The 10925-nt window shown below is 71.9% G+C and carries 12 protein-coding genes and 2 tRNA genes; 3 read left to right on the top strand and 11 right to left on the bottom strand.

Going from position 1 to position 10925, the window contains the following annotated elements; all coding sequences use genetic code 11:
* Positions 1–56: 56 nt before the first annotated feature.
* Positions 57–129, bottom strand: a tRNA-Ala gene (locus tag ACWGN5_RS30990).
* A 122-nt stretch (positions 130–251) separates the two neighbouring features.
* Between ACWGN5_RS30990 and ACWGN5_RS30985 the strand changes: the two genes are divergently transcribed.
* Entirely contained in the window at positions 252–1493 is a 1242-nt protein-coding gene (locus tag ACWGN5_RS30985) for a glycosyltransferase 87 family protein (protein ID WP_453521277.1), read from the top strand.
* Here the strand turns inward: ACWGN5_RS30985 and ACWGN5_RS30980 are convergent.
* Both ACWGN5_RS30980 and ACWGN5_RS30975 read right to left on the bottom strand, forming a co-directional pair.
* Positions 1472–1705 (bottom strand): hypothetical protein, encoded by a 234-nt coding sequence (locus ACWGN5_RS30980; RefSeq protein WP_015033559.1) that lies wholly within the window; start codon positions 1703–1705, stop codon positions 1472–1474. The two genes, ACWGN5_RS30985 and ACWGN5_RS30980, sit on opposite strands and share 22 nt — an antisense overlap.
* 137 nt (positions 1706–1842) lie before the next feature.
* Positions 1843–3276 carry an MFS transporter gene (locus ACWGN5_RS30975; RefSeq protein ID WP_453521274.1) on the bottom strand — a complete coding sequence of 478 codons (1434 nt, stop codon included), beginning with the start codon at positions 3274–3276 and terminating at the stop codon, positions 1843–1845.
* 101 nt (positions 3277–3377) lie between these two features.
* On the opposite strand from ACWGN5_RS30975, the gene ACWGN5_RS30970 reads away from it, so the two are divergent.
* Complete coding sequence (locus ACWGN5_RS30970) at positions 3378–4244, top strand: helix-turn-helix transcriptional regulator (RefSeq protein WP_453521272.1); 867 nt, start codon at positions 3378–3380, stop codon at positions 4242–4244.
* A 47-nt stretch (positions 4245–4291) separates the two neighbouring features.
* On the opposite strand, the gene ACWGN5_RS30965 is transcribed toward ACWGN5_RS30970, so the two are convergent.
* From ACWGN5_RS30965 to ACWGN5_RS30935, 7 genes are all read right to left on the bottom strand, one after another.
* A tRNA-Ala gene (locus tag ACWGN5_RS30965) sits at positions 4292–4364 on the bottom strand.
* A 95-nt stretch (positions 4365–4459) separates the two neighbouring features.
* Positions 4460–5113 (bottom strand): histidine phosphatase family protein, encoded by a 654-nt coding sequence (locus ACWGN5_RS30960; protein ID WP_453521284.1) that lies wholly within the window; start codon positions 5111–5113, stop codon positions 4460–4462.
* Positions 5110–5574: a ribosome silencing factor gene (rsfS, locus tag ACWGN5_RS30955; RefSeq protein WP_041129201.1), complete on the bottom strand. Its 465-nt coding sequence runs from the start codon at positions 5572–5574 to the stop codon at positions 5110–5112. The genes ACWGN5_RS30960 and rsfS overlap by 4 nt, the downstream gene beginning before the upstream one ends.
* Before the next feature lie 107 nt (positions 5575–5681).
* Positions 5682–7391, bottom strand: a complete 1710-nt coding sequence (locus ACWGN5_RS30950; protein ID WP_453521270.1) for an LCP family protein — start codon at positions 7389–7391, stop codon at positions 5682–5684.
* A 19-nt stretch (positions 7392–7410) separates the two neighbouring features.
* Positions 7411–8031 carry a nicotinate-nucleotide adenylyltransferase gene (gene nadD, locus ACWGN5_RS30945; protein ID WP_369144211.1) on the bottom strand — a complete coding sequence of 207 codons (621 nt, stop codon included), beginning with the start codon at positions 8029–8031 and terminating at the stop codon, positions 7411–7413.
* A gap of 52 nt (positions 8032–8083) precedes the next feature.
* Positions 8084–8245 carry a hypothetical protein gene (locus ACWGN5_RS30940; RefSeq protein WP_453225155.1) on the bottom strand — a complete coding sequence of 54 codons (162 nt, stop codon included), beginning with the start codon at positions 8243–8245 and terminating at the stop codon, positions 8084–8086.
* Between the two features lie 83 nt (positions 8246–8328).
* Entirely contained in the window at positions 8329–8541 is a 213-nt protein-coding gene (locus tag ACWGN5_RS30935) for a hypothetical protein (RefSeq protein ID WP_453521288.1), read from the bottom strand.
* 129 nt (positions 8542–8670) lie between these two features.
* Here ACWGN5_RS30935 and ACWGN5_RS30930 point away from each other — a divergent pair, with 129 nt between their 5' ends.
* Positions 8671–9819 carry a M48 family metallopeptidase gene (locus ACWGN5_RS30930; RefSeq protein WP_453521267.1) on the top strand — a complete coding sequence of 383 codons (1149 nt, stop codon included), beginning with the start codon at positions 8671–8673 and terminating at the stop codon, positions 9817–9819.
* Here the strand turns inward: ACWGN5_RS30930 and ACWGN5_RS30925 are convergent.
* Positions 9804–10886, bottom strand: coding sequence for an SCO2583 family membrane protein (locus ACWGN5_RS30925; protein WP_453521265.1), 1083 nt, complete (start codon positions 10884–10886; stop codon positions 9804–9806). The genes ACWGN5_RS30930 and ACWGN5_RS30925 overlap by 16 nt on opposite strands.
* Positions 10887–10925 lie beyond the last annotated feature (39 nt).

The raw sequence follows: 10925 nt of genomic DNA, 5'->3' as shown, positions 1-10925 counted from the left end.
ATATACACCAATATATTCGTCGGCAGAGTCTGATGTGTTTAAGAGACTGGCTTCTGTGGAGCTAAGGAGAATTGAACTCCTGACCTCCTGCATGCCATGCAGGCGCTCTACCAACTGAGCTATAGCCCCTCGATTTGTCGTCTCCGCTTCACTCTCGCTCGCGGCGACGGACAGAACAGTAACGGCCCGCCCGGCAGATCGCCAAATCGGTTTCTCCGCCCCCTACGGGGCCCCGGGTAGGGTCGCCGACTGTGTCCGTCTCCGTGCTCTCCCGAACCCGCGCCCGTCCGTGGCCCCTGGCCACCGCCGCGGCGGTCTGTCTGCTCTCGTTCGTCGCCTTCTGGGTGGCGCAACGCCTCGCCCACGTGAACATGCTCGACGTGATGGTCTACCGGGCCGAGGGCGAGACGGTCCGGGCCGGCGGCGACCTGTACGCGATGCGCGCGACCTCGGCGAACCTCGGCATGACCTACCCGCCCTTCGCGGCTCTGCTGTTCGTCCCGCTGACCCTGGTGGGCGTCCCGCTGATGCGGACACTGACCACGGCGGGGAACCTGCTCCTGGTGGTCGCCCTGGTGCAGCTGTCGCTCCAGCTGGTGCGCCCCTCGCTGTCCCGGACCGACCTGTGGCGCACCACGCTCTGGGTCGCCGCCGTCGTGGTCTGGTGCGAGCCGGTGTGGACGACCCTGCGGTACGGCCAGATCAACCTGCTCATAGCGGTGGCGGTGCTCTGGGACCTCACCCGCCGCGAGGGCAGCCGCTGGGCCGGCCTGGGCATCGGCCTGGCGACCGCGGTGAAGCTCACACCGGGACTCTTCGTGGTCCTGCTGCTCGCCGCCGGTCTGCTGCTGTGGCGCAGGGACCGGGGCATGAACCAGTGGCTGCGCACCGCGCTGACGGCGACCGGGGTGTTCCTGGGAACGACGCTGGCCGTGGCGCTCGCCCTGCCCGCGGACTCGAAGCGGTTCTGGACGGAGACCCTGTTCGAGACCGGCCGGGTCGGCTTCGCCGAGGAGACCGCGAACCAGTCGATCCGCGGGGTCCTGGCCCGACTGATGCACACGGACGACCCGGGCATGTGGTGGGCGGTGACCGCGGCCCTCCTGGGCGGCGCGGCGATGGTGCTCGCGGTACGGGCGGCGCTGCGCGGCGACAAGGCGGTGGCCGTGGTCGTCTGTGCGTTCACGGCGCTGATGATCAGCCCGATCTCCTGGTCCCACCACTGGGTGTGGTGCGTGCCCCTGCTGATCCTGCTCGCGGACCGCGCCACGCGCGCGTGGCCGGTGACGGGGGCGGTGGCGCTGGCCTTCGCCTCGTTCGCGCTGTGGTGGGTCCCGCACGACCCTGGCCGCCCCGAACTGGACCAGAACGCGGGGCAGATGCTGCTGTCGGCGATCTACCCGCTGACGGCGACGGCGCTGTTCGTCGGGTACGCGCTCACGCGGCGGGCATCGGCACGCGGCGAAGGACGTCAGGCCGTCGCGAAGGAGTAGAACCGCTTGAGGGTGCAGTGCTCGTCGAGGAGCCGGCCGTAGATCGGCTCCCCCTCCAGCTCGCGGTAGGTCTCGATGGGGTCGCCTTTTATGATCAGCGCCCGCGCGCACTCCTCGCACCAGTACTGGAACCCGGGGTTGACGGGGTCCATGTCGCGCACGATGGGCGTGCCGCTGCCGCACCAGTCGCACTTCCGCCTGTGTGCACCCATCAATCAGCTCCAGCTGTGGCCGCAGGCCGTGCACCCATAGGACACCCTGCCGTTGTCGCCGAGCACTTGGGTCACCCTCCCGTCCGGATCCTCGTCCCCCTCCGGCCGTCCGATTCTGCCATGGCCCCGCAAGAGGGTCAGCGTGATCGTCGCGGCAGTCCCGCCGCGGCGCCCACGACGGAGGCGGCGGCCAGGGCCAGGGCCGTCGCCCACAGCGCGTCGGCGGAGTCCTGGGCTCCGGAACCCGCGTACCGGCCGAGGAAGAGGGTGCCGAACGTGGCGACGCCGACGATCTGGCCGAGCTGCGTGACGGTGGCGAGCAGTCCGCTGGCGTCGGCCGCGTCCTCGGGCCGTACGGTGGCCAGGGCCCCGGTCAGGGCCGGACTGAAGGCCATCGAGATCCCCGCGCCGAACGCGCCCAGGGCCGGGTAGAGACCCCAGCCCCCGGTGCCGCCGTCCCCGAGCAGCCCGCCGAGGGCGAGGACCGCGGCGGCCGCGAGCAGGAATCCGGCCGGGACGAGCGCGCGGTGCAGCCGGGCCGGCCAGCGCCGCCAGGTCATGCCGACGGCCCCGAAGACGACGGCGGCGGGTCCGAAGGTGAGACCGGCGCGCAGCGCGCTGTGGCCGAGCCCGCCCTGCAGGTGCAGGGTGAGGGTGAACAGGAAGCCGGCGTTGACGCCCATCGCCACCGAGATCCACAGGACGGCCCGCCCCATCCCTGGGACGCACAGCACGCGCGGGGCGATCAGCGGTGCGCCGCCGCGCCGGGCGAGCCGGGACTCGTACGCGCCGAAGACGGCGGCGAACACCAGCGAGCCGCCGAGACAGAGCCAGGACCACAGCGGCCAGTCCTGCTCCTGCCCGAGGACCAGCGGGACGGTCAGCAGGGACACGGCGGCGCCGAGCAGCAGCAGACCCGGCAGGTCGAGGGCACGCGCACGCGTGGGCCCGGCGTGGGCGTCCCGGGGCAGCACCCGGGCACCGAGGACGAGCAGGGCGAGCCCGATGGGCACGTTGACCAGGAAGACCGGCCGCCAGCCGGTGCCGAAGAGGTCGGCGCTCACCAGGATCCCGCCGGCGACCTGCCCGGCGGCGGCGCCGGTGGCCAGGACCGCGGAGTAGGCGCTGAGGGCCCGGACCCGCCGCTCGCCGGTGAAGTTGCGCTGGATGAGGCTCAACACCTGAGGGATCATCAGGGCGGAGCCCGCGCCCTGCACCAGCCGGAAGGCGATCAACTGCCCGGCGCCCGCGGCGAGTCCGCAGGCGAGGGAGGCCGCCGTGAACAGGGCGAGCCCGCCGAGGTACGCCCGGCGGTGGCCGAACAGATCGCCCAGGCGGGCTCCGGTGATCAGCAACACCGCGTAGGAGATGGTGTATCCGGCGATGACGAGCTGGAGCGCGCCTCCGGACGCGGAGAGTTCGGCCCTGATGGTGGGTGCGGCGACGTTGACGATGAAGACGTCGAGGAGTGCCATGAACTGGGCTGCGAGCACCACGCCGAGCAGCAGTCCGGGCCGGTTGTCGGTGGCACCGTCTTTACTGAGTACGGGACGTGTCGTGGTCGAGGTCATGCGTCGAGCGTGACCGCGATCGGATACGGGTAACGAGAGCCCGCCGATGCTGGTACCGACAGCACCTGGCAGCGGCGGCACGGAGACTCGACCATGGGGGTGTGACGATCGTGGCAGCACTGCCGGCGCAGCGACGACGACCGGAACTGGCCGCGTTCCTGCGCAGCCGCCGGGCCAGGGTGACCCCCGAGGACGTGGGCATGCCGCCGGGACTCCGCCGTCGCACACCGGGGCTGCGCCGCGAGGAGGTCGCCCAGCTCTCCGGCGTCGGCGTCACCTGGTACACCTGGCTGGAGCAGGGCCGGCCGATCAACGCCTCCGCGCAGGTCCTGGACGCCGTGGCCCGCACCCTCCGGCTCGACCGGCCGGAGCGCGAGCACCTCTACCACCTCGCCGAAGTGCCGTACGCCCCCGACCGGTCCGGGGCCGACATCCCGGAGGTCAGCCCGGAGATCCAGGGGATCCTCGACGCCCTCCACCCGCTCCCGGCGGTGCTGTACAACGCGCGGTACGACGTGCTGGCGACCAACGCCCTGTACGAGCGGCTCCTGATGCAGGACGGACCGGGACTGGACACCGGCCCGTTCGGCATACGCAACGTGCTCTGGGCGCTCTTCAGCGTGCCGGGGCCCAAGTGCCCGGTGGTCGACCGGAAGCGGGAGCTGCCGCTGATGGTGGCCCAGCTGCGGGGCGCGTACGGCCGTCATGTGGGCGAGCCCGAGTGGGAGGAGTTCGTACGGCGCCTCGCGGAGACCAGCCCGGAGTTCGCCCGGCTCTGGCGCAGCGGAGACGTGGTGCCCCCGGGGACGCGTGTGAAGACCTTCCGGCACGACCTGGTGGGCGAGATCCGGCTGACCTCGGTCTCCCTCTCGGTCAACGGGATGCCGGAGTGCCGGATCGTGACGTACACGCCGAGCGACGAGGAGAGCCGCCGGGGGCTCGAGGTCCTGCACCGGGCGAAGAGGTGACGGAACGACGAATCCCGCCCCCTGATGGGGACGGGATCCGGTGACTGTGGAGCTAAGGAGAATTGAACTCCTGACCTCCTGCATGCCATGCAGGCGCTCTACCAACTGAGCTATAGCCCCTCGTGTTCTTCGCGCTCCGCGCTGCGAACAAGAAGAACTTTAGCCTGTGACCTGCCGGAAAGTGAAATCCGGGTCCGGCAGGCCGGTCGGGGGGCTCAGTCGTCGTCGCCGAGGACCGGCTCAGGCAGCGTGCCCGCGTTGTGCTCCATCAGGCGCCAGCCGCGGGCGCCCTCGCCGAGCACCGACCAGCAGCAGTTCGAGAGCCCGCCCAGGCTCTCCCAGTGCCGGGCCTCCAGGCCGAGGAGCCGGCCGATGGTGGTGCGGATGGTGCCGCCGTGGCTGACCACGACGAGCGTGCCGTCCACGGGGAGCTTGTCGGCGTGCTCCAGGACCACCGGGGCGGCCCGGTCGGCCACCTCGGTCTCGAGCTCGCCGCCGCCCCGGCGCACGGGCTCGCCGCGCTTCCAGGCGGCGTACTGCTCGCCGTACCGCGCGACGATCTCGTCGTGGGTCAGTCCCTGCCACTCCCCCGCGTACGTCTCGCGCAGGGCGGAGTCGTGGGCGACGGCGTGGCCGGTGAGCGCGGCGAGCTCGGCGGCGGTGGCCGCCGCCCGCTTCAGGTCGGAGGCCACGATGGCGTCCGGCTTGAGCGCGGCGAGCAGCCGTGCGGCCCGGCGCGCCTGGGCGACGCCGGTCTCCGTCAGCTCGATGTCGGTCGAGCCCTGGAAGCGGCGCTCCAGGTTCCAGGAGGTCTGGCCGTGACGCCAGAGGACGATGCGGCGACCGCTGCCGCCCTTGGTGGCGCTCAGCTCAGCTCACCGTCCGGTCCCTCGGGGAGGCCGGAGCCGGCCTCGATGTCGGCGCCGGTCAGAGCGGCGTGCTCGGCGGCCTTGCCGCGGGTCTTCAGGGCGTCCTCGGGCAGGTCGAGCTCGGGGCAGTCCTTCCACAGCCGCTCCAGGGCGTAGAAGACCCGCTCTTCGCTGTGCTGGACGTGGACGACGATGTCGACGTAGTCCAGCAGGATCCAGCGCGCGTCGCGGTCGCCCTCACGGCGGACCGGCTTGGCGCCGAGCTCCTTCTGCAGCCGCTCCTCGATCTCGTCGACGATCGACTTGACCTGGCGGTCGTTGGGCGCGGAGGCGAGCAGGAAGGCGTCGGTGATCGACAGCACGTCGCTGACGTCGTACGCGATGATGTCGTGCGCGAGCCGGTCGGCGGCCGCCTGGGCGGCGGTCTTGACGAGCTCGATGGAACGGTCCGTGGCGGTCACAAGCAGGCTTTCGTCGGCGGTCCAGTACCCCTCCAGGGTCTCACGGACCGCCGACGCGCCCGTCGGCGTTTTTCCGGGGCGCTTTCACACGCCCCTCAGCGCGCCCCTCAGCGGGCCCCCGGGACCTTGTAGTCCCGGCCCAGGATCACGGTGACGGCGATCGTTCCCGAGGGCTTGCCCTTCTCGACCGAGCCGGCGGGCAGCCCCAGCGTCTTGGCCACCTCGGCCGCCGTCGCCTTCTGGCTGTCGTCGCCGTAGAGGATCTGCGATTCCTCCCGGGCCGGGGCGTCGGCGCCGCCCACGAAGGCGTAGCCGCCGTTGATCAGGGCGACCCTGGCCGCCTCGGCCGCCTTCTTGCCGGAACCGTCCCGCACCGAGACCCGGGGCACCTCGCCCGCCTCGGGGGCGGTGACCTTGCCGCCCAGGATGTCCTTGACCACGCTGTCGCTCGCGCCCTCGGTCAGCGCTCCGTCCTGCCCCACCGGGAGCAGGGCCGTCTTGTAGTCGCCGACCTTGGCGTGCTCGGCGAGCTTGGCCAGGGAGGCGCCGAGGTCCTTCTCCGGGAGCGAGGGGTCGAGGATCTGCTGGAGGGTCTCGATGGTGACCGTGGCCGCCTCGGGGTCGCTGGAGAACTTGCGCAGCACCCCGTACATGACCTGGCCGAAGCGCTGGAGCTGCTTGGCCTCGGCCTCGCCGGGCGCCCGGTAGGTGGCGTAGGCGACCGCGGCACGGCCGTTCAGGCTCTGCTTCTCGCCCTGCTTGACCAGCGGCTCGGCGCCCTTCTTGGGGTCCGGGACGGTGGCGTCGGTGTCGATCTCGATGCCGCTGACGGACTCGACGAGGTTCTCCAGGTACGGGGTGTCGAGACGCCAGGTGCCGGTGATCTTCGCCCCGAGCAGGTTGCCGATGGCCTCCCGGGTGCCGCTGGAGCCGTCGTCCTCGACGGACTTCCCGAGGGTGGTCCCCGAGCCCTCGGCGTCGGCGACGACGACCGAGTTGGGGAGGAGGACCGTGGTGCCCTGGCGGGTGGTGGTGTTGTCCACGAGCAGGGCGGTGGAGGTGTTGCCGTTCTTGAGGTCGTGGAGGTGGACGACGATCGTGTCGCGCTGCTGCGGGCCGGTCGCCGTGGTCCCGCCCTTCTGCTCCGGGTCGGACGAGCCGGGGAGCAGGCCCGCGGACCAGAGGTAGCCGAGGCCGCCGGCGACGGCGAGCACGAGGACGACGACGAGCGCGACGATGCGGTTGCGGCCGCGGCGCCTGGCCTCCTCGCGCCGCTCGGAGCGGCTCTCGGTGAACTTGAGCCAGTCGATGACGTCCTCGGAGTCCTCGTCGGGCTCCTCGATGAACGAGAACTGTTCGGTGCGGTACGCGCGGTCGTCCTCGTCCCGCCGGGGCGGCGCGGGCCGCTCGGGTGCGGGGCGCTGACCGGGGACTCCGGCCGGCGCGGCGACCGGGGCGGCGGGCGCGGCCTGGACGGGCGCCTGGACGGGCTGGGGAGCGGGTGCGGGGGCGGGCTCGGCCTGGGGGGCCCACTGCTGCCCGGTGTCGTAGGACGGGTAGGCGTAGCCCTGCTGCCCGTAGGGGTCGTACTGCGGGGCCTGGCCCTGCTCCTGGGCGGGCGGCGGCTGCTGCTGGGCGTACGGGTCGTAGCCGTACGCCTGCTGCTGCGGCTGCTGCTGTCCGTAGGGGTCGTAGTGCTGCGCGGGCGCCTGCTGCTGTGCCTGCGGCTGCTGGTACACCGGCTGCCCGTACTCGTCGTAGCCGATGATCTGCGGCTGCGGATAGTACGGGTCGTACGGGTGCTGCTGATCGTTCACCGGTGGCCCTCCCCGAAGCTCACTCGCCGCGGTACAACTGGCGCTTGTCGATGTAGCGCACCACGCCGTCCGGGACCAGGTACCAGACGGGATCGCCCTGCGCGACCCTCGCCCGGCAGTCGGTGGAGGAGATGGCGAGCGCGGGGATCTCGACGAGCGAGACGCCGCCCTTGGGCAGTCCGTCGTCGGTGAGGTCGTGGCCCGGCCGGGTGACGCCGATGAAGTGGGCGAGCGAGAAGAGCTCCTCGGCATCGCGCCAGGTGAGGATCTGCGACAGCGCGTCGGCCCCGGTGATGAAGAACAGGTCCGAGTCGCTGTTGAGAGACCGCAGGTCCCGCAGGGTGTCGATGGTGTACGTCGCGCCGCCGCGGTCGATGTCGATGCGGCTCACGGAGAACTGCGGGTTGGACGCCGTGGCGATGACCGTCATCAGATAGCGGTCCTCGGGCGACGAGACGACCTTGTGGCTCTTCTGCCACGGCTCCCCGGTCGGTACGAACACCACCTCGTCCAGGTGGAACAGGGCGGCGACCTCGCTGGCCGCCACCAGGTGTCCGTGGTGGATCGGGTCGAAGGTTCCGCCCATCACGCCGAGTCGGCGCTTGCCGCGCCCGCCAGTAGGCACTTCCTGCTCTCCCATGCGTGCAGAGCCTACTGGCACGGCGGCGGACGCCGGATCAGCGGTCTCCGGTTCAGCGGTCGCGGTTGAAGCGGGTGGTGATCCACAGCAGCAGAAGCAGGGCACCGAAGGCACCGAAGCCGGTGAGGTAGGGGCTGAGGCTGTCGTGGTTGCCGCCGTGCTCGGCGCCCTCGGCGAGGGTGACCAGGTGGGCGGCGGTGCTGTGGAGGCTCATCTTCGGCAGACCTATCGATCGGGGATGGGAGCGGAGACTTCGCGCACATCGTATGCGGGCGGTCGCGGCGCGCTCACGCCGACTCAGGCGTTGGCGTCGCGCTCCGCGTCGGTGTCCGTGCCGCCGGCGGTGCCGTCGCCGTCCGTGTCGTCCCTGCGGTACCCGCGCAGCAGGAACCAGGCGGCAAGCGCGCAGCCCACGATCGAGACGAGCAGCACGATCCGGAGCGTGTCGCCCGGCCCCTGCTGTGCGGCGGTCGCGAGCAGTTCGGCCGCGGCGTCGGCGGTGTCCGGCATGTCGGTCGTGTCCTTCGGTCGTCCTCGGTGCCCCAGTTATCCACAGGGCCCCGGCACACGGTAGCGCCACCGCCTACGCTGGGGTCAGTCAGGGGGACGAGCACCGACTCGTACGAACAGGGGGCATCCATGACCGAGAACGACCAGGGGAACGTGCCGAGCAGGCAGCGGAAGAGGTTCCCGGGCATCTCCTCGCGGGCCTACGAGCACCCGGCCGACCGCTCGGCCCTCGTGGCGCTGCGGAAGCTCAGCGGCTTCGACACGGCCTTCAAGGCGCTCAGCGGGCTGCTGCCGGAGCGCAGCCTGCGGCTCCTCTACCTCTCGGACTCCGTCCGGGTGAGCGACGCGCAGTTCAGCCACCTCAACGACATGCTGAGGGACGCCTGTTACATCCTGGACCTGGAGAAGGTCCCGCCGATGTACGTCACCCAGGACCCGAAGCCCAACGCGATGTGCATCGGTCTCGACGAGCCGATCATCGTGGTCACCACCGGTCTGGTGGAGCTCCTCGACGAGGAGGAGATGCGGGCGGTCGTCGGCCACGAGGTCGGGCACGCGCTCTCCGGACACGCCGTGTACCGCACGGTGCTGCTGTTCCTCACCAACCTCGCGCTGAAGATCGCGTGGATCCCGCTGGGGACGGTCGCGATCACGGCCATCGTGACCGCGCTGCGCGAGTGGTTCCGCAAGTCGGAGCTCTCCGCCGACCGGGCCGGCCTCCTCGTCGGCCAGGACGTACGGGCCTCGATGCGCGGTCTGATGAAGATCGCCGGCGGCAACCACCTGCACGAGATGAACGTGGACGCGTTCCTCGCCCAGGCCGACGAGTACGAGAAGTCCGGGGACCTGCGGGACTCGGTCCTGAAGATCCTCAACGTGCTGCCGCGCTCGCACCCCTTCACCACCGTCCGGGCGGCGGAGCTGAGGAAGTGGTCGGAGACCCGCGACTTCCAGCGGATCATGGACGGGCACTACCCGAAGCGCACGGAGGACAAGGACACCTCGGTCACGGACTCCTTCCGCGAGTCGGCCGGGCACTACGCCGACACGGTGCGGACCAGCAAGGATCCCCTGCTGAAGCTGGTCGGGGACATAGCCGGCGGCGCCGGTGACCTGGCGGGCGACCTCGGCGGGCGGCTGCGCAACCGCTTCGGCGGCGGCCAGGGCGACCAGAAGACGGACAGCGGCCCGAAGGCGGACGGCGCCCAGAAGACGGACGGCGGCGAGGCCGGGAAGCCGGCGGGCGACGGGACCGGGGACGGTCAGAGCGAGGGCTGAGCGCCCGGAGCCAGCGCTCCGCACAGCGCGGGGGCGGCGGGCCGGGCCGTGGCGTACGGGTCGGTGACCGCCGGGCCGCCACCCGCGTCGGAGGCCCGCGCGCCCGCCAGGAGCGGCCTCAGGGAGCCCGTGGTGTCGGCGCCGCACGCCTGCGGCCCGGCCTCCACGGTGCTGGTCAGCAGCTCGGCGCGGTGCATGCGCAGGTCCTCGCGGTCGAAGCGGAAGTGCACCACCCGGTGGACCGTGAAGAGGGACGCCGCGGCGACCGGACCCGCGCCCTGGGCGGCCGGGCGGAGCGCGTAGGTGTACGTGTGGTCCGCGGTGACGTCCAGGGTGTCGGGGCTCGTCTCCTCGAAGCGGAGGGTGCCCTGCACCCGGGCGGCGGGCTCCGCGAGGGCCACCTGCCGGGGGTCGAAGCGGACCAGCCAGCCCGCGAGGGCGTGCCGGCCGTCGTCGGCGGGGGACTCGACGCTCCGGTCGAACTGTTCCAGCAGGTCCGGGTCGAGCAGCAGGCGGGCGGGCCGGACGGTGGCCCCGGAGAGGACGTCGGGCTCCAGGGCGGAGGCCACCAGGTACTCCTTGGCGATGCTCAGGCCGGTGACGACCTGGCTCTCGGCGAAGTGGGAGGTGCGCCCCGCGACGGGCAGGTTGATGCCGGCGGCGCCGGTGCGGTACTCGGCGGCGGGGCTGTGGGCGAAGAGCTGGGTGGGGGTGCCGCCGGGGACGGTGCCCTGGGGGGCGAGCGGGACGACGGTGGTCCGCAGGGGCTCGGCCCGCTGGTCGACGGGGGGCTGGTACGGGTTGCGTACGCCGAGATAGATGGCGGTGCCGAAGGCCAGGAGGATCAGCAGCACGAGCAGGACCGCCTGGCGGGAGCCGCTCCGGCTCTCCCAGGAGGAGCGGCTGCGGACGGCCTGGGCGTGCCCGCCCATCCGCTCCTGGGCCGAGAACTCCTGGAGGTGGGCAGCCCGGATGAACGCCTCGTCGAAGACGACGGATCGGTATTCGTCCTCACCGCCGGGGAGACCCTCGGGTGTCCCCTCAGGCGGGTCGCCACGCCCTGCCATACCTTCAGGGTAGGTCCGCCGGGGCTTCGGTAAACGCCC

It is taken from the genome of Streptomyces sp. NPDC055815, assembly GCF_053616475.1.
This window is presented reverse-complemented; position numbering and strand designations above follow the sequence as displayed.

Bases quoted from the DNA above. Each gene is read 5' to 3' on its own strand.
- nadD (WP_369144211.1), bottom strand. From the start codon at position 8,031: ATGGGAGAGCAGGAAGTGCCTACTGGCGGGCGCGGCAAGCGCCGACTC.
- ACWGN5_RS30980 (WP_015033559.1), bottom strand. From the start codon at position 1,705: ATGGGTGCACACAGGCGGAAGTGCGACTGGTGCGGCAGCGGCACGCCC.
- ACWGN5_RS30940 (WP_453225155.1), bottom strand. From the start codon at position 8,245: ATGAGCCTCCACAGCACCGCCGCCCACCTGGTCACCCTCGCCGAGGGC.
- ACWGN5_RS30930 (WP_453521267.1), top strand. From the start codon at position 8,671: ATGACCGAGAACGACCAGGGGAACGTGCCGAGCAGGCAGCGGAAGAGG.
- ACWGN5_RS30935 (WP_453521288.1), bottom strand. From the start codon at position 8,541: ATGCCGGACACCGCCGACGCCGCGGCCGAACTGCTCGCGACCGCCGCA.
- ACWGN5_RS30975 (WP_453521274.1), bottom strand. From the start codon at position 3,276: ATGACCTCGACCACGACACGTCCCGTACTCAGTAAAGACGGTGCCACC.
- ACWGN5_RS30925 (WP_453521265.1), bottom strand. From the start codon at position 10,886: ATGGCAGGGCGTGGCGACCCGCCTGAGGGGACACCCGAGGGTCTCCCC.